The following is a 24,235-nucleotide window of genomic DNA, read 5'->3' on the forward strand; positions in this document are numbered from 1 at the left end:
TGTGAAGCGGCTCGACGCAGTCCGACTTTTCGGCATGAACAATCTCGCTATTGAGGCGGACATCCGTCGACTGGAAAAAGAACAGCGGGTTGACCTGGGTCATGTCCAACCTGAGAAGCGCCCCGAAGAAGAGTTCTATGCGCAATTCTCTCAGAAGCTCCGATCAGAAGCTGACATGATGCAGCGGCACTATGCCGTGTTCTACTGCCTTGAGAACTCGATCCGCGAGCTGATCATGGAAAGGCTCTTGGAGCTGCACGGTGCGAATTGGTGGGATGAGCGCGTCCCGCAAAACGTCCGCGAGAACTGCAAGAAGAACAGAGACAAGGAGGTCGGAGCTGGGTTTACGCCGCGCTCGGACCAGATGATTGACTACTCCACCTTCGGAGAACTTGGTGAGATTTTCAAGGCGAACGCAGACACCTTTGGTGAGATGTTCAGAGACCTGACTGCTGTTGGTCGCATCTTGTCGAACCTAAACACGCTGCGCGGTCCCATCGCTCACTGCAAGCCGCTCGCTGGAGATGAGGTCACTCGGCTTTATCTTGGTATGAGCGATTGGTTTAGACAGATGAGCTAGATCGTCTCTTCGAAAAGCGCCGACGAACTGCAAGATGTCTTGGAGCTGCGCGTCGGTTGGTCCTGCCGAGAGTTTCGGTCACTGCTTTCACGTATCGCTCCGTCACCAACTCGGCAGCCTGTTCGATGTCTTCGCCGATGTGACGCAGGACATTGCCTCGGGACGCCGGGTAGACATGCAGCTCGGTGGTCTTGCCGCCGCCCTGCGGCCAGCTCTTGTGGCTTCCCGAAGCGAGCCGGTGAACGATCTTCGCGGCCTGCACTCGCTTGAACTCACCCTTGGTCTCAGACTGAGGATCGGCGGCGGTCTTCGCTTCGACGGCGAGCCATGCCGCGACCACCATGCGAGGGTCTACCTCGTGCTGCCGGAGACGCGCCCACGCGGCCTTCGCTCGTTCTTTAGGGGGCATGCCACGGAGCCGAAACGCTTCGACGTACGGCCCAGCTTGGTCGTAGAGGCGGCGGACACGCAGGAGCGCATTCGCCACCACTCGGTCGCCCTCGTTGACCACGAGCCATTCCACCGCTGCGCGACGAAATGGATTGATCTCGCTGGCCTTGAAGCTGGCGTGATAGGGACTGCCGTGCCGAGCGTAGTGGTCTGCATGTGACCTGCAGAAGCGCGTATCGAGGCCGTCGCCGGTCCCTGCCCGCGCAGTGTTCTTGCAGCCAACCACTCGACACATCTTGAACATGTGACTGGGCTCTCGTGCGCGGCCCTTGACCTCGGCCTTGCGAGCGGCGCGACGTTTCCAGCGGCCGATGTCAGTCATCTTCGTCCCCAAAGTAGTAGCGGAACGGGTGCCAGAAGCCCGGCGGCTGGCCGTCAACGTCAGTCGTCTCCCTGACGCCGTATGCTTCCAAGGCCGCGCGGAAGTTCTTTTGCCCACGCACGCTCTTAAAGTTGTCCTTCGTGACGCCGAGATGGCGGTAGACATCCGCTGGTGGAATGACCTCGGAGGCGTCAGCCTCGACCCGACTAATGATGTAGTCAAAGGCCGTCTCGGCGTGCCCCTTGAGCGGCTTCGGGATCGGAAGCCAATCGCCGATGGATGCACCGGGGAAGACCTTCGCCAAAAGTGCGGGGATGCCCGAGCCCTTATGCGCTATGATGAACGCACGGCTGGCAGGACAGCAACCGTTCTGGAGGCGTCGCACCGCTCCCCTGCAGAGGGCCTGCAGAATGCCGTGGGCGTGTTCGCCTCGTCGGACCTCGTCAGTCCACTGAAACGCACCTGAGGCAGACGGGAGTGCAGCGGAAGCCCTTCCGGTGGCCTCGTAGGCTGGCTCGGGCTTGAACAACACTCCAGCCAAGATGACGTTCGGAATGTGCGCAAAGTCGTTCGTGGCGTCATGCCGTCCCCATGTCACGAACTTCACCTTGCCCGCGCCACTGGTAGACAGCCGCTGCTTGACCAACTTCTCGAAGTCGAAGTCCGCCGTGGCCTTGTGATGAACGACAAGCCAATCCTCGTTGGGTCTCGCATTGATCGTCTTCACGACACCTTCCGCGATAGTTGGCGCATCGTAGGAGAACGTGTCCTTACCCCCACCACGGTCCCAGATACCGATCGTCAGCCCCGCGTAACTCTTCGTCGCCGAAGGCAATCGCTGCATGCCCCCTCGGTGTCGCTCCCAGAGATCATAGGTGGCTCGGACACGGGCCGACGCATCCAGCACCATGACCGGCTGCAAATCCGCAGGAAGGCTCTCTCTGTAGTCGAGGATCGAAATCCGGTAGCGTCGCCGCACGGTGACGGTGCGCCCGAACAACGGCCAGATCAGCTCAACGGCCTTCGCAGCCCGCCCAGTGGTCATCCTTCGAGCTTCCTGCTCCGCGAAATCGTGGATGCGCGGGAGGTTCGGTAGTTCGATACGATCCCCCTCCTCCGCCTGGACGATCTGGCTGATCACCTTGTCGAAGTCTGCCGTGAACCGAGGGCGTGCTGTGCGCACCTCGGCCGGGATGGTGTTGAGATCGTCGAGCGTGACGGCTATCGGCTCTCCCGGCAACATCGCTTCGTCCCAGATGCGGACCATCCTCGGACCGCCCTCGTAATGGAACGCGGAAACGGCCTCAAAGCTGTTCGAGTTTCGACAGCGGGCCTCGACCATCTGGTGGGTGGTGAACAGGATGCGGGCTTCGTTCGGATCAGCGGTGGCGATTGCGTTGAGGTCGTCATCACTGGTCAGCACGGCGAACTGATCAAGACCCGCTTCCGTGGCGATGGCCCGGATTTGGTCCTTGCGATTGGCGCAGATGATTGCCGACGCTCCTCGATGGCCGGGAGACCGCAGCAACTCTCGCAGGAAGTGAACAAGGAGCTGGGTCTTGCCGACACCGGGATCGAGGCTGGAGACATACACCGACTTCGGGCAGGTACCGTTCGCCATCGTTTCCAAGACGCCAGCAACAGCAGCGAGCCCGTCCCACATCTCGCTTGTGAGGGAGTGCCCAAAGCCAACGAAGGAACCCTGCAGTGCCTTCAGAGTGGCACCGGCAAGGCCATCTTCGGTGAGCCCCAAGGGGGTTAAAACCTCACTAAGGGAAGTGGAATTATCACCCCCTCCATGAGCCATAGGCGGGGCATCGGCGGGGCCGAAGGTGTCGCGGATCAGCATGTTCGATGGTCTATTCGTCAGTTTCGTTGGTCTCGGGAGCTGCCGATGTTGCGGCAGGCTGCACATTCTCGACACCCCGCGTCTGCAGACGGCGAAGGATGGAGAACTTCAAGGTGGGGTAGATCGCGAGGATGAACAGGACGTTCCCCTTCTCGACCAGATCGGCCTCGATGTCGGTAAGTGGGAGGTGTGAGAAACCGAAGCCGAAATGTGCCGCCCTCATGTCGCGGATTGCTCGGTCGGGGTCGGTCCAATCCCAGAGCCGGGCGGAACTGACGAGGGCCTTCAGATGGTGCTCGCCGGTATCGGCGGCCTTCCTGATGCGACGCCTACCGTTCTTGACCTCGACTTCCACATCGGCGGGATCGAAGGTCTCTCCAAGCTGTTCGGCGATCTGCCTTCGAGCCTCGATCAGGGCATGGCGAGCGGATTTCACCTTACCCAGTCGGTCCTGTTCGCGGGCGTAGCTGATCAGCCGAAGGATCGGCTCGGCTTGCTTCTGGACGGCCTCGGGCATCTCTTCGGCCATTACGCCACCGCTCTGGCCGGAGTGGCCGAAACGTGCAGGTGCGACAGGTCCAAGCCGTCGTAGGACACCCGCGCGACGGCGTCAGCCAACACCGAGACGAACGCCTCCAGATCACCGCCGTAATTATCGTCCACCCCATCGCTGGCCCATCCGCCCAAGGCTTGGATCACGTCGCGAGACAGCTTCGCTCGTCTCAGGGCGTCACGATAGTTGTGTCGTAGCGAATGGAAGGTCACGCGGGGTTGCTTGACACCAGCCTTGGACAAGAACCGCCCGAACCACTTCGACATGGTTGAGAAGTAGCCGTACTTGTCCCGCTCCAGCTCTGGAAACAGGCGAACACCATTGCAGCTCCGAACGAAGTCGAGGAAGCCCATGGCGACCAGTTCCGCGTGGAGCGGCACAAACCGCTCACCGGCCTCGGTCTTGATCCGCTTCCTGTCTTCGACCTCCATCTCATCTGGGTCTTCCTCGGAGAGCATGAGGCACCAGACGCCGCCGATCTGCCGAACGTCAGTTTTGTGGAGCTGACACGCTTCGCCTTGGCGCAGTCCATGGAACAGCGCCAGCAGTGGCACCCAGAAACGCCCCCGCCTCGGGTGGTTCGTGCCACGTTTCGCGTAACCGTTCTCGTCATCAACACAGCCGGTGTAGAGCGGCATTTGGAACAGCTTTGATAGATCGGTCTGTGGCACTGGCTTGCGCTTGTTCCTGTCCTTGACCGGGTCGGCTAACTGCAGGTCTCTGGCCGGGTTGCGGTCTGCCAGTTCCTCTTTGACTGCCCAGTTGAACAGCGATGATTGATTGTTCAGGTACGAGTTGACCGTTCCGACAGACATGAGCGGCTTGCCCTCGATCTTGGCCCGTCGGGCGGCTTCCAACAGCGACTTGCCGGGGTAGACCTTCCGCGCATTCTTGGGGATCGTCTGCAACAGAGATCGAACCCGCTTGCAGTCCTCTCGGGTGACATCCCGGACCAGCTTGTCCGGTCCTATGAGTTCTTCGATAGCGTCGAACAGGATACGATAGCTGAGCAGCGTCTTCTCACCGCGCCTGACGCTTGGATCAGCCAAGTAGTCATCCATAAGTCGCCGCAGGCTGAGACCTCCAGCAGGCTTCTTGTTCGCTCCTCCGAAACGGTTCACGAGGTGGTCAGTGCCGTAATCGTTGTTGGCGCGACGCCGGAGTGTAGTAGCGGCGTCCCGGATAGTGTCGCGCAAGGCGGGCAGGAACCGCGCCTTAGTATCCTCGTCGATCTTCCCAACCGTTGATGAGCGGCTTAGTAACTCTGCGAGATGGGGGCCAATCTCTGCTTCCAGCTCGGCTGCGGTGTTCGTCCTCGACATCTTGTCGATGAACTTCTCGTAGATCACCGCCCCACCGGGCTGATCTTCCCATTGCCGCATGGCGAAGTCGTAGGCCTTCCCACACAGTCGGACGATCTCCCGTTGAGAGAGGTTCGCCGGGGGACCGGCCTCGGTCGCCCTGAGGCGTTCCATCTCGGCGTCGAAGTCCGCACTCGCAGCCCGGACCCGCCGCACCGCTTCGCGGTAGTCAGTGGTTCCAAGGGACTTCCACCGCTCCTTGCCCTTGAACAGATGCAGCAGGTCGGCGGGGTACGAAGCTCGAAGATAGTAGGTGTTCTTGCGCTTATGCAGTCGAGGATGAGGCACGTCTTCCATGGGCTCGCTGTAGCAGCTCACCGTAGCACCCATCAACTGGAAGCCGTTGGAACTGCTGAGTTTTTGGAAGATCAACGACTTACGGCGGGAGTGGCGGAAGAGGTGGGATTCGAACCCACGGTACCCTTGCGGGCACGCCGGTTTTCAAGACCGGTGCCTTAAACCACTCGGCCACCCTTCCAAGCCTGGAATGGCTGTCGCTTAACGTAGTCGGCGGCCCATGGCAACGCGAAGTTGGCGCGGCCCCAGGCACGATCTGTCAGGCGAGCGTCAGGCTGTTCCCTTACCCTACGTCCGCTCGGCAATCCCGGACACTGGCGACATCTCCCAGGGCGTCGCTGGTTGCGAGGCCCGGTTTGGAGTCGCCTCCGTGTCCGGGCCTCGTTTGCTGGCCTCCAAAAGCAAACGGCGCCCCACCAGGGAGCGCCGCGCCGAAATTCGATCGTTACGGCATCTGGCTCAGTAGCCGCAGGACGCACAGCCCATCTGCACCGGGGCGTAGTAGGAATAGCCGGGCGAGACCATCTCGACGCGCTGGCGCGTGGCGTATTGCGGCGGGATGCGTTGGTACTGGACGCTCGGAGGCGCGACCATCACGGTCTGCGGCACCATCACGGTGCGGTATTGCGCGGGCGTGCGGTGCGCGACGACGGCGCCCGGCGACACCATCACCGTCTCGTCGACGCTGCGGTATTGCGGCGCGACGTATTGCTGCTGATAGCAGGTCTGGCACGGCGGCGGTGCGTAGCAATTGTAGCAGCCGGCGGAGGCTGCGCCCGTCATGGACATCGCGGCGACGGCGGTCGAGAAAACAACAGCAAGAGTACGCGACATTATGTGGTGCCCCAATTGCCCGAAATGGATTTGCGAAGGTGGGCGCATTATACGCCGCAAAACCTTGCTTTGCTGAAGTTCGTGGAGGCATCCTTAACGCGAACGGCCGGCTTGCGCCGGCCGTTCAGGACTCGTTGACCATCGACGGTCGCGCTACGCGCGCCCGACACGTAGCCCGGATGGAGCGCAGCGCAATCCGGGGCCGGTCTCTCGTCCAGTCTCGTACCTGCCCCGGATTACGACAATGATCGGCGCTTCGCGCCGACCATTGTCGTAATCCGGGCTACAAGACTGTCACTTCCCGCGGCGCTTCACCTCACGCACCGCGCCGCGCGCGGCGCTGGTGGTGAGTGCGGCGTAGGCCTGCAGCGCGGTCGAGACGTTGCGCTTGCGCCCCACCGCCTGCCAGGCGGCATCGCCCTTCGCCTCTTCCGCGGCGCGGCGCTTGGCGAGCTCCTCGTCGGAGACCTCCAGCGTGATGCTGCGGTTCGGGATGTCGATGGCGATGATGTCGCCGGTGCGTACGAGACCGATGTTGCCGCCCTCCGCCGCTTCCGGCGACAGATGGCCGATCGACAGGCCGGACGAGCCGCCCGAGAAGCGGCCGTCGGTGACGAGCGCGCAAGCCTTCCCGAGGCCCATCGATTTCAGATAGCTGGTGGGATAGAGCATCTCCTGCATGCCGGGGCCGCCGCGCGGGCCTTCGTAGATGATGACCACGACCTCGCCGGCGATGACCTTGCCCCCGAGAATGCCTTCCACCGCGGCGTCCTGGCTTTCGAACACGCGCGCCGGGCCGGAGAATTTCAGGATCGAGGCGTCGACGCCCGCGGTCTTCACGATGCAGCCGTCCTGCGCGAGGTTGCCGTAGAGCACGGCAAGACCACCGTCCTTGCTGAAGGCATGCTCGATGTTGCGCACGACGCCCTTCTCGCGATCGGCATCGAGTTCGTCGTATCGGCGCTCCTGGCTGAAAGCGACCTGCGTGGGAATGCCGCCGGGCGAGGCACGATAGAACGTGCGCACGGCTTCGCTCTTGGAGCGCTTGATGTCCCAGCGCTCCAGCGCGTCGTTCATGGTCGGCGCGTGCACGGTCGACACCGAAGTGTCGATCAGGCCGGCGCGGTCGAGCTCGCCGAGAATGCCCATGATGCCGCCGGCGCGATGCACGTCCTCGACGTGCACGTCGGCGACGGACGGCGCGACCTTGCAGAGCACGGGGACACGACGAGAGAGCCGGTCGATGTCCTGCATGGTGAACTTGACCTCGCCCTCGTGGGCGGCGGCGAGCAGATGCAGCACGGTGTTGGTCGAGCCGCCCATGGCGATGTCGAGCGTCATCGCGTTCTCGAACGCCTTGAAGTTCGCAACGTTACGCGGCAACACGCTCGCGTCGTCCTGCTCGTAATAGCGGCGGACGAGATCGACAATGGTGTGGCCGGCCTCGACGAACAGGCGCTTGCGGTCGGCATGGGTGGCAACGACAGTGCCGTTGCCGGGCAGCGCGAGGCCAAGCGCCTCGGTGAGGCAGTTCATGGAATTGGCGGTGAACATGCCCGAGCAGGAGCCGCAGGTCGGGCACGCCGAGCGCTCGATCACCTTGACGTCCTCGTCGCTGACCTTGGAGTCGGCGGCAGCCACCATGGCGTCGATGAGATCGACAGCCTTGGTCTTGCCCTGAAGCTTGACCTTGCCGGCCTCCATCGGGCCGCCGGAGACGAACACGGCGGGGATGTTGAGGCGCAGTGCGGCCATCAGCATGCCGGGCGTGATCTTGTCGCAATTGGAGATGCAGACGAGACCGTCGGCGCAGTGCGCGTTGGCCATGTACTCGACGCTGTCGGCGATCAGCTCGCGCGACGGCAGGCTGTAGAGCATGCCGTCATGGCCCATGGCGATACCGTCGTCGACGGCGATGGTGTTGAACTCCTTGGCGACGCCGCCGGCCTGCTCGATCTCGCGGGCGACCAGCTGGCCGAGGTCCTTCAGATGGACGTGGCCGGGCACGAACTGGGTGAAGGAATTGACGACCGCAATGATCGGCTTGCCGAAATCGCCGTCCTTCATGCCGGTCGCGCGCCAGAGGCCGCGGGCACCCGCCATGTTGCGGCCGTGGGTGGTGGTGCGGGAGCGATAGGCTGGCATGGCGGTTTCCGTCCTCGGGTTTGGCCGGGCGGGAAAATGTGGCGTCGCCTCAGGCCTTTGTGGCCGGATAGCGCACGGGGTGGGCGCGCGCAACGGGAACTTGGGCCGGACAGGGCTCCCCTGCTCCCGGCGCGGGCATCTGGCGGGGCATTCGTAGCCCGGATGGAGCGAAGCGCAATCCGGGCTACAAGCAGCCCCTATTGCAGCGTCGGATCCAGCCGGTCGCGCAGCCAGTCGCCGATCACGGACACCGCCAGCGTGGTGACGACGATGGTGGCCGCCGGCGCCAGCATGATCCAGGGCGCGCGGGTCAGGTACTCGCGGCCGTAGCCGACCATGTTGCCGAGGCTGGTCATCGGCGGCTGCACGCCCAGGCCGAGGAAGGACAGGCCTGACTCCATCAGGATCACCTCGGGGAAGACCAGCGTGGTCGAGACGATCAGGGTCGAGGCGATGTTGGGCAGGATGTGCCGGAGATAGATCCGGGGCGGCGTCGCCCCGAGCTGGCGGACGGCGGCGGCATAGCCTTGCGCATTGGCGGAGATGGCAAGGCCGCGGGCGATGCGGGCATAGCGCTCCCAGCCGAACAGGCCCATCAGGCCGATCAGGAGCGGCAGCGAATTGCCGAAGAAGGCGAGCACCGCGAGCGCCATGATCAGGAACGGCATGCTGGCCTGGAAGTCGGTCAGCATCAGCACGAGCTGCTCGACGATCCCGCGGAAATGCGCGGCGAGGAAGCCGAGCGTGGTGCCGACGACGGCGGAGATCGCGGTGGCGCCGAAGGCGATCAGCAGCGAGATGCGGATGGAGACGAGGAGCCGCGACAGCACGTCGCGGCCGAGCTCGTCGGTGCCGAGCCAGTGCGCGACATTGCCGGGCGCCGCCAGACGGTTGCGCAGATCGAGCTGGGTGTAGCCATAGGGGGCGATCTTCTCGGCGAAGGCCGCGACCACCAGCATCGCGACGATCCAGCCGATCGCCAGCAGGACCGAGACCGGGATGGCCGGGAGACCGATGCGGCGGCGCGCGGTGGTATCCTTCAACGTCGCGTCCGTCATGCGTGCGCTCCTTTGGCGCGCAGCCGCGGATCGAGGAAGCCGTAGAGGAAGTCGACGATCAGGTTCGAGGTGACCATGGTGATCGCGACCAGCAGCAGGATGCATTGCACGACGGCGAGATCGCGATTGGCAACCGCGACGACGAGGAGGCGCCCTACTCCCGGCCAGGCAAACACGCTCTCGACCACGACCGCGCCCGCGATCAGCGTGCCGACCATGAAGCCCAGAATGGTCACGGTCGGGATCGCGGCATTCGGCAGCGCATGCGAGGTCACCACCTTGCGCCACGGCACGCCCTTGGCCGAGGCGGTGCGGATATAGGGCTGGCCCAACACCTCCAGCATGGCGCTGCGGGTGAAGCGCGCCAGCACGGCGGCACCGCCGAGGCTCAGGGTTGCGATCGGCAGAATGGCATGGCGCCAGCTGTCCTGCCCGCCCGAGGGCAGCCAGCCCAGTTGCACGGCGAAAACGAGTACCAGGATCAGCGCCAGCACGAAGCTCGGGACGGTGAAGCCGGCGACTGCCGTCATCATCACGGCGCGGTCGATGGCCGAGCCGCGATGCAGTGCGGCGTAGATGCCGGCGGGAACGCCGAGCGCGACCTTGAAGACGAAGGCCGGCAGGGTCAGCGCCAGCGTCGCCGGAATGCGCTCCAGCACCAGCTCGATCGCGGGCCGTCCGTCGCGCATGGAGCGGCCGAGCTCGCCCTTGGCGATGGCGCCGAAGTAATCGAGGTATTGGAACCAGATGGGATCATCGAGGCCCCAGGCCTTGCGGAACGCGGCGAGCACCTCGGGCGGTGCCTCGGGTCCCAAAATCATCAGCGCAGGATCGCCCGACAGCCGCAGCACGACGAAGGCGAAGGTGACGACGAGCACGATGGTGAGTGCCGCGCGTCCGATCCGGATGGCGAGATAGCGTGCCATCACGCCGCGTCCCGCGCCTGCGTGCCCGTGACGAGATGACAGGCCACCTGCCTGTCACCGTCGACGGCCGAGAGCGTCGGCACCTCGCTCGCACAGCGGGCGATGGCGCGCGGGCAGCGCGGATGGAAGGCGCAGCCTTTGGGACGCGCCGCCGGGTTCGGCGGATCGCCCGCCAGCACGATGCGGCCGGCACTGCGGCGCCCTGGCGCGGGCGATGCCGAGACCAGCGCCTGCGTGTAGGGATGCTCGGGGCGCGCAAAGAGATCGTCGGCGCTGCCGGTCTCGACGATGCGGCCGAGATACATCACGGCGACGACGTTGCTGATCTGCCTGACGACGCGCAGATCATGGCTGATGAACAGCAGCGTCAGCCCGAGCTGCGCCTGGAGATCGCAGAGCAGGTTCACCACCTGCGCCTGGATCGAGACGTCGAGCGCGCTGACGGGCTCGTCGCAAACGAGGAAATCGGGCTTGGTCGCCAGCGCCCGCGCCAGCACGATGCGCTGGCGCTGGCCGCCGGACAGCGCGCCCGGATAGCGCGCGCCGTGCGCCGGCGTCAGCTCGACCGCGCGCAGCAATTCGCGCACTCGGTCCTCGCGCTCCGCGGCCGTGCCGAGGCCGTGAATGTCGAGCGGCTCGCGGATCTGCGTTGCGACCGGCAAGCGCCGGTCCAGCGCACCGAGCGGATCCTGGAAGATCATCTGCATGCGGGCGCGCTGCGCCCGCCACGCAACCGTTCCTGTTGCAGCCATCGGCTTGCCGTCGAAACGCACCTCGCCGCGATCGGGCGGCTCGAGCCCGAGCACGATGCGGCCGGTGGTGGACTTGCCCGAACCGGACTCGCCGACGAGGCCCAGCGTTTCGCCTTTGCGAATCGTCAGCGACACGCCGTCGACCGCATGCACGGCCGTGCTGCGGCCGAACATGCCCGAGCGCATGGAATAACTGCGAGAGATCGCGGCTACCTCGACGAGCGGCGGGCTCATTCGGCGGCGATCCCGAGCAGCGCGCGGCGCGAAGCCTCGGCTCGGATGCAGGCGACAGCCCGATCATCGGCAATGGGCGCCAGCTTCGGCGCGGAAACGCCGCATGCCTCGGCCGCCATCGCGCAACGCGGCGCGAAGGCGCAGCCAACGGGCATGTGCGCGGGATCGGGGACCGTTCCGGGAATGGCGACGAGACGACGGCGCGGGCCGTCGAGCGGCGGCAGCGCGCCGATCAGGCCCTGCGCATAAGGATGAACAGGATCGGCAAAAAGCTGGTTGCTGGGGGCCTGCTCGACGATGCGGCCGGCGTACATCACGGCGACGCGGTCGCAGTTCTCGGCGACGACACCGAGATCGTGGCTGATCAGCACCATCGCCATGTTCATCTCGCGGCGGATGGTGGAGAGCAGCTCCAGAATCTGGGCCTGGATGGTTGCGTCGAGCGCCGTGGTCGGCTCGTCCGCGATCAGCAGATCCGGATTTCCGGCGAGCGCCATCGCGATCATGATGCGCTGGACCTGTCCGCCGGAGAATTCGTGCGGATAGGCCTCCAACCGCCGCGCCGCATCAGGAATGCCGACGAGATCGAGCAGCCTCCGGGCTTCCGCCTTCGCGGCCTCACCGGAGAGGTTTCGATGCAGCGCCAGCGCTTCGGAGAGCTGCCTGCGGATGGTCAGCACCGGATTGAGCGCACTCGCGGGATCCTGGAAGATCATGGCGACGCGCCCGCCCCTGACCTGGTCGAGCTGCGAAGCTGGCGCGCCGAGGAGCTCGCGGCCATCGAGCCGGGCCGAGCCCGAGACCCTCGCATGGCGCGGCAGGAGCCCGAGCGCAGCAAGCCAGGTCACCGACTTGCCCGATCCGGACTCCCCGACGAGGCCGAGCGCCTCGCCCTTGCCAAGGGTGAGATCGACGCCGCGCAGGACCGGCACGCCGCTGAAGGCGACGCGCAGGTCCCGGATGCTGACCAGCGGCGACACCTCAGGCCTCGAAATTGCCGGCGCGGAAATCCATCGCGAAGGCGGGCGAGGCCTTCCACTTGATCGATTTCGGCTTGGCGGTGAAGGTCGCGTTCTGGTGCAGCACCGTGTAGGCGGGGTCCTCGCGCTCGGCGATCTCCAGCATGCGGCGGAACGCCTTCTTGCGGGCCGCGCGGTCGGTCGACGTTTCCAGGAACTCCGAGAGCTTGTTCAGCTCGACATTGGTCCATTCGCCGATCTGCTGCTGCTGGCCGTTCGGGCCGTGCTGGGCCACCAGCGAGGACACGGGATCGTTGAAGGCAGCCGAGTTCGACCAGTCGCGCACGGCGCGAGTCGGCGCCCGTTCCATGATCTGCGACCAGTTTTCCTTGGTCTCGATCTGCACGTTGAGGCCGACCGACTTCCACATCTCGACCAGCACCTGCGCGGTCGCGACCTGGTTGGTGTAGTAGTTGTTGAGCAAGCGGTACGGAATCGGATCGCCCTTGTAATTCGCCTGCTTGAGCAGATCCTGCGCGAGCTTGGGATCATAGGCCGGCACGCTCCAGTCGGCGTTGAACATGTCGCCGTAGAACTCCCATTGCAGTCCCTTCGGCACGCGGGTGCGGCCGGCCCACAGGCTGTCGACGATGGCCTGGCGGTCGATCGAATGGGTGAAGGCGCGGCGCACCAGCGGATTGGCGAGCACGGCGTGGTTCTTGTCGAACACGGTCAGGCGATGATTGAGGATGGTGCCGCCCTGCACTTCGAAGGCGGCATTCTTCTCGATGCCGGCGATCTGGTCCGGCGGGATGTCGCAGGCGAACTGGTATTCGCCCGAGAGAAGACCGTTGATGCGGCTCGCCACTTCAGGCACTTCGAGGAAGCGGATGCGCTTGAGCGGCGGACGGCCGCCCCAATATTCGTCGTGCGCTTCCAGGGTCAGCGACACGTCGGGCTTGAGCTCGACGACCTTGTAGGGACCGGTCGTGACCGGCTTGCGCGCCCAGTCGAGATAGCTGGCGGACTCCTCCCAGGCGCGGCGGTTCATGATGTCGGAGCCGTAGCGCGACAGCCGGCCCTCGATCGTGACGTCGGGCGTCGCGTTGTAGAAGCGCACCGTGTACTTGTCGACGGCATCGACGCGGACGAGGTCGGGCCAGATGCGGCGTGCGACGGCGGGCACGTCCGGCGGCAATTCCTTGCCAGGCCGCGGCGTCGGGATCTTCTCGAAGGCCTGGATGGTCGAACGGCTCTTGGCCTCGGTGTCGCCGAACATGCGCTCGCGGCTGAAGGTGAAGACGACGTCTTCGGCCGTCAGTTCGTCGCCATTGTGGAACTTGACGCCCTGGCGCAGCTTCACCTCGACGGTCTGGTCGTCGATGCGGCGCCATTCGGTGGCAAGGCCCGGCACGGCTTCAAGATTGCCGCGCCAGTTCTTGGAGATCAGGCCTTCCCAGATCGAGGAGAAGAACACGCGTTCACCGACATTGGACTGCTCGCGCAGCACGTCGAGCACGTTTGCGTTGGTCACCTTCTGCACGGCGACCGTCACCGACGGGCGGTTGTCGCCTTGCGCGATGGCAAAGCGCGGCAGCAGCAGCGCGCCTGCGGCAGCGCCGCCGGATTTCAGGATGGTGCGACGGGTAAGTTTGCTCATGGCGGTGGCCCCTGCCCTGGATGATGCGGTTATTCGGCGAGACCGAGCGCGGCGAGATGCGCTGCGCCCTTGCGGACGTCGTCGTGGTTGCGGAGCTCGAGGATCAGCCGCGGATTGGAATTCAGCCGTCCGAGCGCGCGGAACACGGCGACCCAGGGGATGTTGCCCTCGCCCGGCGCCCAGTGCCGGTCGGCAAAGCCGTCGGTGTCCTGCAGATGCACATGCGTCAGCATGTCGCCAGCGGTCTCGACGTAGTAATCAACAGGCGGCGCGCCGGTGGAGATGTGGGCGTAGTTGGCGTGACCGGTGTCGAGCGAGACGCGAACCTTGGCGCTTTCCAGCGCCTTGGCGAGGCGGACGCGGTCGCGCGGATCCTTGTCCTCGATATTCTCGATGACGATCTCGCAGCCGATGGTCTCGGCGCGCGCGACCACCTCGGCGAGCGTTGCCTTGACGCGCTCGACGATATTGGCGCGATTGTCCGGATAGAGGTCGAGATTGTTGTGGTCCCAGGTCGTGAACGGCGAATGGATCACCATCTGCGTCGCGCCGAGGAATTCTGCGGCATCGAGGCCCTGGAGCAGGCGTTTGGTCACCGCCTGACGGATCATGGGATCATGGCTGTCGATCTTGAAGCCCCAGAACGGACCGTGGATGCCGAGCCGCCCGGTGTGGCCCGACAGCATCTGCTTGATCTCGCCGGCCGTGCTGCGCCAGTCGCTGTCGAGCAGATCGGCGCGGAAGAAGTCCTGGATCTCGAGGTCGCGCTGCCGTTCCAGAAGCCAGTCGCGATGCGCGGGGATCGATTTGATGGACAATGCGGCGCCCAGCACCGGCTTCGACATGGCTTGCTCCTTGACCGTCAGCGATGACGGGGAGCAGCGCTAGACCAGTTCAATGACAGGCCCGTGAAACGCAGGTTCCGCAGAGCGGACGCGCTGTGGACATCATGGCAGAACCAACGCATGGCAAAACGAACACGTGGCAAGCGGTATCGGTGTCCGTAGTGATCCGGAATGGAATCCTAACCATAGTTCGCGTACATCGCGGGACATCGATCGGCGGCCACTTCCACGGGCATCACCCTCTGATCGCGCTACATGGGGTTGGGGGACCGCATGGGGCGGGGGATTGAAGGCTGGGGCAAGGTGACGAGGTCCGGACTCCTAGGCACTCCGGACCTCGAAGCTTTCTGAGATTGAACGCAACTTCGCGCCGTCCGGCTGGGGCATCCGGGCGGCGCGTTGTCGTTTCAGCGTCCGCGTTCGGTCAGCGCGTCTGCGGCTCGACCGTGACAGTGCAGTCGCCCTGCCCTTGCGTCGCAACCACGATGTTGCCGGCCGGTGCGCCAAGCGCGATCGGGGCCGACGTGCCGCCGCCGGGCATCTGAACCGTCACGCTCATGGAATCGCTGCGTGCGGTCGAGCCAACGGTTGAAGGCTCTGCCTGGGCGACATTGCCCGACGCGTCCCGCCGCATGACCTGGCAGTTCAAATTGCTTGTCACATTGCTCGTTCCGGCCGCCGCCACGCTCGATGGCGTGCTGCCGCCCATCTGCGCCCGGGCGCGCGAGGGATCACGCGGCACCTGGCTGATGATGCGATGCGTGCGCGGCTCCACGATGACGATGTCGTCATCGGTGGTGAAATACTCGTAGTCCCGGTATTCCGGCTCGATCGAAACGATCTCGGGCGGAACGCGGTAGAGACGGACGCGTGGCGGGATCGTCTCGCCGATTCGGATCGAGATGTTCAGATTGCGTTCCGGCTGGGCCAGGCGCGCACGGCTCACTGTCTCGGAGATCCGCACCTGCTTCTCCGTCGTCACCTGGGCCTGCTGATTGACCTGGGTGTTGGTCTGCGTGGTCTGATTGGCTTGATTGGTCTGCGTACCAGACGGCGTGGTCTGCGCGTTGTTGGTCGGAGCCGTGCGGTTCGCGTCCGTCGCGGTGGCAGGCCGGTTGTTCTGTTGCGCCGGCTGTTGGGTCTCTTTCTGATTGGCCGCGGTCCCGCTCTTCGACTTCTCGGACTCGGCCGTTGATTTCTGCGGCGCGGACTTGTCCTGCTTCGTCTCCGCGCTGTTCTTGTTAGTCTCCGCGCCGCTCTTGCCGGCGTCCCGGCCCGATTTGCCGCCCTCGGCCTCGCGGTTGCGATCGCGCGCGTTCTCGCGAGATTCCTGCGCCTGATCCTTGGTCGCGTCCTTCGCGTCCTTCGCGTCCTTGCCCTTCGGCTGATTGCGCTCGGCAGAATTGGTCGGCTGGCGCTTGTCGTCGTTCGCGTCCTGCTTGGCAGCGCCGCCCTTCTCGTCGCGCCCGGCGCCCTGCAGTCGCTCCTGGACGCCCTGAGCGCGCTCTTGAATGCGTTCCTGAGCTGCGCCACCACGCTGGGGCGCGGTCCCCTTCGCCGGTTCTTCGGTCCGTCTCGGCTCGTCTCGGCGCTCACCGGGCGCCTGGGCGTGGGCCAAGCCGGATGCGAGCATCAGGCCGATGACCGCAGTCGATAACATCAAGTGTTTACGCATAGTCCCTCTCCTCGACAATTCGCAGCGACAGACGCGAACGTTCCGTGGGGACGAAGGTTCCTGATCGGAGAACGACAAAGCCAGGCGGATCAGGCAGCCTTACATAGGGTCCTTGAGCGTGAGACGGGCCGTAAAGGTCACGCTGGTCTTGCCGACCAGGGCCATGCCTTCGACCTCGGCACCGCCGGCGGAATAGTCGCCCGAGAAACCGCAGGTGACCTCCCTTCCGCCGAAGGCCAGCGTTCGGCCGACGGCCTCGGTGTGCTGATTGACGATCATGTCGCCGCGCCATTTGCCGTTCCGGAAGGTGTAGCTGCCGGTGTAGGAGAAATAGCTGTCGCCGCCCATGATGCGTCCGTCGCAGAGCACCACGACACCTCTCGCCTGGCCGCGCTTGCCGTCGCGCATCTCGATGTCGAAGATGTAGAGGCCGTTGACGACCCTGGCCTCGTCCGCTTCCGCCCGATCCCCTGCCGACATCCGACCATCTCCCCCGCCGATCCAGTCGATCAGTTCGGCACGTTCCGCTCGAGATCCTCGAGCCATGCCGCCGCACTCGAATCCGACGGCGCGCGCCAGTCGCCGCGGGGCGACAACGAGCCGCCCGACGAGACCTTCGGGCCGTTCGGCATCGCCGAACGCTTGAACTGGCTGAAGGCGAAGAACCGGCGCAGGAACACCTCGAGCCAGCGCCTGATCTCCTTGAGTTCGTAAGCCCTGCGCCGATCGCTCGGAAACGCCGGCGGCCATTCGCCCTTGGCCACGTCCTTCCAGGCGTGCTGCGCCATGAAGGCGATCTTGGACGGGCGCATGCCGAAGCGCAGCGTGTAGAACAGGTTGAAATCCTGCAGCTCGTACGGCCCGACGGATGCTTCCGTGCTCTGCGGCTTCTGGCCGGGCTCCACCGGCACCAGCTCGGGCGAGATCTCGGCGGTGAGGATCGAACCGAGGGTGCGGTTGACGTCGCCGCTGAACTGCTGTGATGAGATCACCCAGCGGATCAGATGCTGGATCAGCGTCTTCGGCACGCCGGCATTGACGTTGTAATGCGCCATCTGGTCGCCGACGCCATAGGTGCACCAGCCCAGCGCGAGCTCGGAGAGGTCGCCGGTTCCGATCACGATGCCGCCGTGATGATTGGCGAGCCGGAACAGATAGTCCGTGCGCAGGCCCGCCTGGACGTTCTCGAAAGTGACGTCGTAGACCTTCTCGCCTTGGCCGAAGGGATGGCCGATATCCTTGAGCATCTGCGTCGCGGTGGTGCGGATGTCGAGCTCCTGCCAGCTCGTGCGCAGCGCCTGCATCAAAGCCAGCGCATGGCTCTTGCTCTCGCTGCCGGTGGCGAATCCCGGCATGGTGTAGGCGAGGATGTTCTCGCGCGGCAGGCCGAGCAGGTCGACCGCCTTGGCAGCGACGATCAAAGCGTGGGTGGAATCAAGCCCGCCCGAGACGCCGATCACGACACGCTTGGTGCCGGTGGCGCGCATGCGCTGCACGAGGCCCGCGACCTGGATGTTGTAGGCCTCGTAGCAATCCTGTTCGAGCAGGCTTTCGTCGCTCGGCACGAACGGAAAGCGCTCGATCTTGCGCAGGAAGCCGATGTCGGCGGACGGCGGCTTCAACGCAAACGTCACCTTGCGATAGAATGCCTCGCGCTGGCGGCGGTTGTCGTCGAAGGTGCCCATCAGCGCACGTTCCTGCCTGAGCAGATCGAGATCGACGTCGGCGGTGGTGATCTGGCCGCCTTGGCGGAACCGCTCGCCCTCGGCCAGCAGCACGCCGTTCTCGTAGATCGAGGTCTGGCCGTCCCAGGACAGATCCGTGGTCGATTCCCCGGCACCGGCGGCCGAATAGACGTAAGCCGCAAGGCAGCGCGCCGACGTCGACTGGCACAACAGCGCGCGCGAGCGCGCCCGGCCGATCGTGATCGGGCTGCCGGAGAGATTGACCAGCACGCTGGCGCCCGCCAGCGCGAGCTCCGAGGCCGGCGTCACCGGGATCCACATGTCCTCGCAGATCTCGACGCCGATGGTGAGGCCCGGAACGTCCTCGGCCGCAAACAGCAGGTCGACGCCAAACGGCGCATGCAGCCCGCCGAACGCGATCGTCTCTCCGGCCATGCCGGCGCCGGAGCCGAAATGCCGGCCCTCGTAGAACTCGCGATAGGTCGGCAAATAGGTCTTCGGCACCACGCCGAGCACGTTGCCGCGATGAATGACGACGGCGCAGTTGTAGATGCGATGACCAAAGCGCAGCGGCGCGCCGACGATCAGGACCGGCATCAGCCCCGCGGAGGCCTCGACGATGCCGGCAAGGCCCCGCTCGACGGCGTCCAGCAGCGGATCCTGCTTGACCAGATCCTCGATCGCATAGCCGGACAGGCACAGCTCGGGAAACACGGCAACCGCCACCGACTGCTCGTGACAGGCATCGGCCGCCGCCAGCACCGCCTTGGCGTTGGCCGTGGGATCGGCGACATGGGAGGTGGTGACACAGGCCGCCACGCGCGCAAATCCGTGAGCGTAGATCGAGTGGAAAGTCATCGAGCGCAGTACCCTTAATCTCTTCACGGCCGAAGCCATCAGCTCCGAACCCTATGTAGCCCATCGACCGCGGCCCGTGCAGGCCATCCACCGTCATGCATAACGGATTTGCAGGACCGCTTGGCCAGCGCCTGGCGGGGTTTCAGGCGCGGCGGGCCAGCACGCCGGACAGGTCGTCGCGCAGCCAGGCGGCAATCCGCGGCCAGGCGTGCGCATGGGTGCGTGCGCCCATGAAGAGGCCGAGGTGATTGCTCGGCTCGGAGGCTGCCGCGATGAAGGCCGGCGGCGTGCCGAGGAGCCCCGCGGTGGCAAGCGCCTGCGCAGCCGGCACGACCTCGTCGTCAAGCCCGGCCAGCAGGAAGACCGGTACCTTGACGTCCGTCAGATCGATCGGGCGACCAAGTGCGACGAAACTGCCGCCGGCGATCCGGTTCTCCCGGAATATCCGGTTGACGATCTCCAGATAATATTTGCCCGGCAGATCGAGCGTCTCCGCGTTCCAGCGGTCGAAGCGCGCGAGCAGTGCCGCGCCCTCCTCGTCCGACAGGTCTCTCTGCAGAGCCGCGACGATATCATCGCGGTTCGGCGCCTTGGACCACAGGCGCAGCATCTCCCCGCCGCTGACATTGCCGCCGCCGCGTGCCACGAGCTGGTCGTAGACCATATCGGGCGCGTTGCGGGTGAGCCGGCACAACGAGGACTCGATCGACAGGTCGACGGGAGCGCCGACCAGCACCAGCCGCCGCACCTTGGCCGGAAAGCGCGCCGCATAAAGCAGCGACAACCAGCCGCCCTGGCACAGGCCGACCAGATCCACCGGCGCGCCGATCTCGTCGATGGCGACGTTGAGATCGCCGAGATAGCTGTCGATCGAGAGATAGCGCATATCCGGCGTCGCCGAGCGCCAATCGGTCAGATAGACCCGGTCGATGCCGCCGGCCTGCAGGGACTGCACCACGCTGTGGCCGGGCGCGAAATCAGCGATCAGCGCCCGATGCAATGCATAGGGCGCACAGACCAACGCCGGCGGGCCGGACTTGTCTTTCGAGCAATCGCGCAGGCGCATGGTCGCGAGCTCGAGCGCGACATCGTTCGGCGTCGTCCAGGCCAAACAGCGGTCGTCCTGCTCCACCGGGCCGCGCTCCAGCCACCAGAAGCAGGAATCCATGGCAAGGCGCGCCGCCGCAAACGGCCACAGCAGCGGATCCTCCGGGTTGGCGTCCCGTGCGTCCTTCTCTTTGCGGGCCTTTTCCACCATGGCTATCTCACGAACCTCACAGCAACGCCTCCAGGCCGACCACCGAAATGCCCCGCTGTCGAAAGCTCTGATGCGTCGCGGCCACCGAACCGTCGAGATCAATGCCGCGGCAGGCCTCCTCGATGACGACGACCTCGAATCCCGCCTTGCGGGCGTCCTCTGCCGAGAAGCGGACGCAGAAATCGAGCGCAAGCCCGGCGACAAAGACGGTCTTCAACTCGCGCTCGCGCAAATAGCCGAGCAGGCCCGTCGGCGTCCTCTTGTCGTTCTCAAACAAGGCCGAATAGGAATCGATGCCGCGGCGAAAGCCCTTGCGCACCACGAGGCTCGCGCACGTGACGTCGAGCTCGCGATGGAATTCGGCACCGGAGGTGCCCTGCACGCAATGCGCCGGCCAGAGCACCTGGGTGCCGTAGTCGAGCTCAATGGTCTGGAAAGGCTGCTTGCCCGCATGGTTCGGCGCAAACGAGACATGGTCGCGCGGATGCCAGTCCTGGGTCAGCACCATATTGCCGAATCTTTGGGCGATGCGGTTGATGGCGGGGACGACCTGCTCGCCGCCGGGAACGGCGAGCGCTCCGCCGCTGCAGAAGTCGTTCTGCACGTCGATCGCCAGCAGCACGTCGCGGTCGGAAATCCTCATCGCCGGTCTCGTTCGAAAGGTCCGGCACGCTGGCGCCGGACAGGGCCCCTTAGTGTCGGTCTTCCCGCGCTGCTTCGCAACCGCCGCCGCCTTGCCATGCGAATTGGTCACCGAACGGCCGCCAGCATGCAACGGTTTCGTCCTGTCCGTGTTGACTAGCCGCATCCCAGGGCGGATTCTCGCATCGTCCGCGACAGGCGGATCGGGTCGAATGTGTGGAGGACAGGGTGCCGCAGCCGGCGGGCGGCGGCAGCCACGAGGTCATGAATACCGGCATGGATATCGGCAAGACTGGACAGATACTTCTCGCCGATATCGGCGGCACCAATGCGCGCTTCGCGCTGAGCCGGAGCGAATTGGGCCAACTCGATCAGGCCGGACCGATCGACTACGTGAAGGTTGCCGACTTCCCAACCGTCCGGGACGCCATTGCGGACGTCCTGACGCGGCGGGCCGGCGGCCAGCGCCCGCAAAGAGCCGTCTTGGCCGTAGCGGGCCCTGTCACCAACAATCGCTGCGTCATGACCAACAGTCCCTGGGTTATCGACGGTAACGAGCTGCAGCCCGCCCTCGGCTTCGACAGCGTCCATGTCCTCAACGATTTCGAGGTGGTCGCCTGGTCCCTGCCCGCCTTGCATTCTGCCGATCTGATCCCGCTCGGAGGACAGGACGGCCTGCCCGGAGAGCCGCTGCTGGTGGTCGGGCCGGGAACCGGCTTTGGCGTCTCCTGCCTGGTCGAGCGCCATGGCGCGCGCCTGGCCATCGTCACCGAAGCCGGACATGCGACCCTGCCGGCCGAGAACGAGCATGAGGAACGTGTGATCGCGTCCCTGCGCCGGCGCCTGGGCCATGTCGACATCGAATTCGGGGCACTGTCCGGTACCGGCCTGCAAAATCTCTACGACGCGCTGGCCGAGGTCGACGGCGCAAACGTGCCGCGGCGCGACGCGGCTGGCATCACCAAGGCGGCCCTGGACGGCAGCTGTGCGCACAGCCGTGCGACGCTGGACATGTTCTGCGCCATTCTCGGTTCCGTTGCGGGCAATCTCGCGATGACGTTCGGCGCCCGCGGCGGCGTGTACATCGCCGGCGGCATCGCGCCCCGCTTTCCCGAGTTCCTTGCAGCCTCCGCCTTTCGTGCGCGCTTCGAGGCGAAGGGGCGCTTTGAGAACTACGTGCGCAACATCCCGACCTGGCTGGTCACGAAGCCCGATGCGAGCTTCCTCGGCCTGAAGATGTTTGCCGATTCCCAGGCGGGTTGAGGTCCGGTTGTCTTTGCTGCCCAGAGTTCCAGTCATGCACAGCTGATTGCTGCGCATGCGCGCCTCCGGACGGGATCGCACTTGCGCGCCTGTTTCGGATGAGAAACAATCCCGCCGTGTGTGTGGCGTAGTTGCGGGGGCGTGACTTGCGTAAGCAGGATTTGGGTTTCGACTATCACCGCTATCACCGCCTGCTGTGCGAGGCGGACGACGACGACAAGCGGCTGGCGCTGATCGACCTCTTGATCGAGGAAAAGGCGCGGGACCGGCTGGCCGCCCAGCGCGCTTCGGACCGGGCCGCCATGACCGCCCAGACCATTGCCACGGTGCTGAAGAACGGCCGCAACTGAGGCTTGCAATCCGGCCGACGCCGGCGAGGACGCGAGCTTCGATTGCGACTCCGTTAACGACGCCTCGCAATCTGATGTCAAACTTTTTGCTCTAGAAGTTCCCTCACCTGATGCAATTCAGGATCAACAAGGGGGGAATGAACATGAGCATGATTTCGCTTGCCGCGATGCCGGCCGTCGTCGAAACGCGTTTTTCCGATTCGTCCTTCAAGACCATTTTGCTGCTGTGCTGCACGGGCCTGGTCGCCTCGTTCGGCCTGATGGCGTACGGCATCGACCTCGGCGCCGGCCTGGTCTGAGACCGTCACAAGTTCCATCGCCAAATGGCCGCCCTTGACGGGCGGCCGTTTTCGTTGCGGCTCAGTGCGGCGCTTGGGGCGCAGCGCCCGGAAACATCGAATCGATCATCGCCTTGAGCTGATCCATCGCGATGGGCTTGCGCAGGATCGGCCTGCGCCGGAGCAAGGACGGCAGCAGTTCCGGACCGTAACCGGTGGCGAACAGAAACGGCTTGCCGCGGCGCTCGATCAGGTCGGCGACGGGATCGACGTAGACGCCCATGAGATTGATGTCGAGGATGGCCAGATCATATTGAGCGGTCATCGCGAACGCGCTGGCGTCCCGGACATTGTCCGCTTCCGCGACGACGTGATGGCCGAGTTCCACCACCATGTCGGCGATCATCATCCGGATCAACGCCTCGTCTTCGACCAGGAAAACGGAGAGTCCGTCCGCCATATCAACCCCGCAGTCAGCTTGCGAAGATAATCATACCTCAATCGCGAATGGGATACACGAATTCGTGGTGGGCGCCGTTAATTCGCACGCGCCCGATCCGATTCAACTTGATCAATCCAATCCCCGCTCGTGGCTCAGGCGCACCATCTCCTGGATGAAGACCTGCTTCTGCTTGTCGTCGAGGCTCGAATACAGCGGCTCGGCGGCATCGGCGACATTGCGCTGGTCGGCAGCGCGGTCGATCAGGAACTGCGCCTCGTTGCGCATCTGCTCGATGATGTCATCGGGCGGATCCCGCTTGGCGCGGGCAACCCGCAAGTTGAGCCGCTCTGCACCATTATGCCCGAGGTAGTGCATTGCGCTCGAGAAGCCGTACCAGTGCTTCTCCTGGTCAGGCGTGAGGTTCAGCTGGGTCTTGATCCGCTCGATATAGGAATCGCTGTTGGCAACGATCTGTTCGGCGGTCTGCTGCGGCGCGCCGGGCTGGGTGAGGACCGTGACGTCCTTGTTGTCCTTGCCCTGTGGCGCGTTCTTCGCCTCCTTGCTCGCCTTGGCGCCCTTCGCCCCCTTGGCGCTCTTGGCATCCTTGTCCTTGGCGGCACCCTGCTGCTTGGCATCCTTGCCCGCGCTGTCCTTGGCGGCAGGAGCCTGATTGCCATTGTTGTTGCCGACACCGAGCACGCCGGTGAAGACGCCGACCACACCGCCGATTGCGCCGCCAAGCACGCCACCGACCGGACCGGCCGCCTTGTTCCCGGCCGCCGCACCGTCCTGCACGCCCTTGACCAGACCCTGAGCATTCGCCGCCGCGGCGCATCCGAGCAGCAGCGCGAGCACCGACCCCAGCGCAAACCATCGTCGCAGGTGAAGCCGCGCTGGCGGCGCCGGGTTGATCATTCTCGTCTCCATCGTCGATCTGGCTGGCCTGTCGGCGAGAACTC

At 65.0% G+C, this 24,235-nt stretch carries 23 protein-coding genes and 1 tRNA gene; 4 read left to right on the forward strand and 20 right to left on the reverse strand.

Translation table 11 applies throughout. The features are described from left to right. Nucleotide 1 precedes the first annotated feature (1 nt). The gene (locus CO669_RS22990; protein WP_198964207.1) at nucleotides 2-580 is read left to right on the forward strand and encodes a Swt1 family HEPN domain-containing protein; all 579 of its coding nucleotides are present in this window, start codon (nucleotides 2-4) and stop codon (nucleotides 578-580) included. Here CO669_RS22990 and CO669_RS22995 read toward each other — a convergent pair. From CO669_RS22995 to pncA, 18 genes are all read right to left on the reverse strand, one after another. After that, on the reverse strand, nucleotides 564-1,352 hold the full coding sequence (locus CO669_RS22995) for a hypothetical protein (protein ID WP_198964208.1): 789 nt from the start codon (nucleotides 1,350-1,352) through the stop codon (nucleotides 564-566). The two genes, CO669_RS22990 and CO669_RS22995, sit on opposite strands and share 17 nt — an antisense overlap. Then, nucleotides 1,345-3,201: a hypothetical protein gene (locus CO669_RS23000; protein ID WP_097662224.1), complete on the reverse strand. Its 1,857-nt coding sequence runs from the start codon at nucleotides 3,199-3,201 to the stop codon at nucleotides 1,345-1,347. The genes CO669_RS22995 and CO669_RS23000 overlap by 8 nt, the downstream gene beginning before the upstream one ends. 10 nt (nucleotides 3,202-3,211) lie before the next feature. Further along, nucleotides 3,212-3,730, reverse strand: coding sequence for a hypothetical protein (locus CO669_RS23005; protein WP_097662225.1), 519 nt, complete (start codon nucleotides 3,728-3,730; stop codon nucleotides 3,212-3,214). Then, entirely contained in the window at nucleotides 3,730-5,487 is a 1,758-nt protein-coding gene (locus CO669_RS23010; RefSeq protein WP_097662226.1) for a site-specific integrase, read from the reverse strand. Before CO669_RS23010 ends, CO669_RS23005 begins: the two co-directional genes overlap by 1 nt. A 16-nt stretch (nucleotides 5,488-5,503) precedes the next feature. Then, nucleotides 5,504-5,593 (reverse strand) — tRNA-Ser (locus tag CO669_RS23015). A gap of 278 nt (nucleotides 5,594-5,871) precedes the next feature. Then, nucleotides 5,872-6,195, reverse strand: coding sequence for a hypothetical protein (locus CO669_RS23020; protein ID WP_097662380.1), 324 nt, complete (start codon nucleotides 6,193-6,195; stop codon nucleotides 5,872-5,874). Between the two features lie 345 nt (nucleotides 6,196-6,540). Further along, complete coding sequence (gene ilvD / locus CO669_RS23025) at nucleotides 6,541-8,391, reverse strand: dihydroxy-acid dehydratase (RefSeq protein WP_097662227.1); 1,851 nt, start codon at nucleotides 8,389-8,391, stop codon at nucleotides 6,541-6,543. A gap of 197 nt (nucleotides 8,392-8,588) precedes the next feature. After that, nucleotides 8,589-9,449, reverse strand: coding sequence for an ABC transporter permease (locus CO669_RS23030; protein WP_097662228.1), 861 nt, complete (start codon nucleotides 9,447-9,449; stop codon nucleotides 8,589-8,591). Beyond that, nucleotides 9,446-10,375, reverse strand: coding sequence for an ABC transporter permease (locus CO669_RS23035; RefSeq protein WP_198964209.1), 930 nt, complete (start codon nucleotides 10,373-10,375; stop codon nucleotides 9,446-9,448). Before CO669_RS23035 ends, CO669_RS23030 begins: the two co-directional genes overlap by 4 nt. After that, on the reverse strand, nucleotides 10,375-11,361 hold the full coding sequence (locus CO669_RS23040) for an ABC transporter ATP-binding protein (RefSeq protein ID WP_097662230.1): 987 nt from the start codon (nucleotides 11,359-11,361) through the stop codon (nucleotides 10,375-10,377). Before CO669_RS23040 ends, CO669_RS23035 begins: the two co-directional genes overlap by 1 nt. Beyond that, nucleotides 11,358-12,341 (reverse strand): ABC transporter ATP-binding protein, encoded by a 984-nt coding sequence (locus CO669_RS23045; protein WP_097662231.1) that lies wholly within the window; start codon nucleotides 12,339-12,341, stop codon nucleotides 11,358-11,360. The genes CO669_RS23040 and CO669_RS23045 overlap by 4 nt, the downstream gene beginning before the upstream one ends. Nucleotide 12,342: 1 nt before the next feature. Next, complete coding sequence (locus tag CO669_RS23050) at nucleotides 12,343-13,980, reverse strand: ABC transporter substrate-binding protein (protein ID WP_097662232.1); 1,638 nt, start codon at nucleotides 13,978-13,980, stop codon at nucleotides 12,343-12,345. Between the two features lie 29 nt (nucleotides 13,981-14,009). Next, nucleotides 14,010-14,825: a sugar phosphate isomerase/epimerase family protein gene (locus tag CO669_RS23055; RefSeq protein WP_097662233.1), complete on the reverse strand. Its 816-nt coding sequence runs from the start codon at nucleotides 14,823-14,825 to the stop codon at nucleotides 14,010-14,012. Nucleotides 14,826-15,249: 424 nt separating this feature from the next. Next, nucleotides 15,250-16,578 carry a DUF1236 domain-containing protein gene (locus CO669_RS23060; RefSeq protein ID WP_245444447.1) on the reverse strand — a complete coding sequence of 443 codons (1,329 nt, stop codon included), beginning with the start codon at nucleotides 16,576-16,578 and terminating at the stop codon, nucleotides 15,250-15,252. Nucleotides 16,579-16,599: 21 nt separating this feature from the next. Continuing rightward, the gene (locus CO669_RS23065; RefSeq protein WP_198964210.1) at nucleotides 16,600-16,980 is read right to left on the reverse strand and encodes a GrlR family regulatory protein; all 381 of its coding nucleotides are present in this window, start codon (nucleotides 16,978-16,980) and stop codon (nucleotides 16,600-16,602) included. A gap of 29 nt (nucleotides 16,981-17,009) precedes the next feature. Next, entirely contained in the window at nucleotides 17,010-19,043 is a 2,034-nt protein-coding gene (locus CO669_RS23070) for an NAD(+) synthase (RefSeq protein WP_097662236.1), read from the reverse strand. A gap of 142 nt (nucleotides 19,044-19,185) precedes the next feature. Further along, nucleotides 19,186-20,301 carry an alpha/beta fold hydrolase gene (locus CO669_RS23075; protein WP_097662237.1) on the reverse strand — a complete coding sequence of 372 codons (1,116 nt, stop codon included), beginning with the start codon at nucleotides 20,299-20,301 and terminating at the stop codon, nucleotides 19,186-19,188. A gap of 16 nt (nucleotides 20,302-20,317) precedes the next feature. Further along, the gene (gene pncA / locus CO669_RS23080) at nucleotides 20,318-20,944 is read right to left on the reverse strand and encodes a bifunctional nicotinamidase/pyrazinamidase (RefSeq protein ID WP_097662238.1); all 627 of its coding nucleotides are present in this window, start codon (nucleotides 20,942-20,944) and stop codon (nucleotides 20,318-20,320) included. A gap of 275 nt (nucleotides 20,945-21,219) precedes the next feature. Between pncA and glk the strand changes: the two genes are divergently transcribed. From glk to CO669_RS36100, 3 genes are all read left to right on the forward strand, one after another. Continuing rightward, nucleotides 21,220-22,206, forward strand: coding sequence for a glucokinase (glk, locus tag CO669_RS23085; RefSeq protein ID WP_097662381.1), 987 nt, complete (start codon nucleotides 21,220-21,222; stop codon nucleotides 22,204-22,206). Between the two features lie 146 nt (nucleotides 22,207-22,352). Beyond that, the gene (locus CO669_RS23090) at nucleotides 22,353-22,556 is read left to right on the forward strand and encodes a hypothetical protein (protein ID WP_097662239.1); all 204 of its coding nucleotides are present in this window, start codon (nucleotides 22,353-22,355) and stop codon (nucleotides 22,554-22,556) included. Nucleotides 22,557-22,699: 143 nt separating this feature from the next. Continuing rightward, the gene (locus CO669_RS36100; RefSeq protein WP_198964211.1) at nucleotides 22,700-22,855 is read left to right on the forward strand and encodes a hypothetical protein; all 156 of its coding nucleotides are present in this window, start codon (nucleotides 22,700-22,702) and stop codon (nucleotides 22,853-22,855) included. 61 nt (nucleotides 22,856-22,916) lie between these two features. Here CO669_RS36100 and CO669_RS23100 read toward each other — a convergent pair whose 3' ends face one another. After that, nucleotides 22,917-23,294, reverse strand: a complete 378-nt coding sequence (locus CO669_RS23100) for a response regulator (RefSeq protein ID WP_097662241.1) — start codon at nucleotides 23,292-23,294, stop codon at nucleotides 22,917-22,919. Nucleotides 23,295-23,405: 111 nt separating this feature from the next. After that, entirely contained in the window at nucleotides 23,406-24,191 is a 786-nt protein-coding gene (locus tag CO669_RS23105; RefSeq protein ID WP_198964212.1) for a Spy/CpxP family protein refolding chaperone, read from the reverse strand. Between the last annotated feature and the right edge of the window lie 44 nt (nucleotides 24,192-24,235).

This window comes from Bradyrhizobium sp. Y36, from assembly GCF_002531575.1.
GTDB lineage: Bacteria > Pseudomonadota > Alphaproteobacteria > Rhizobiales > Xanthobacteraceae > Bradyrhizobium.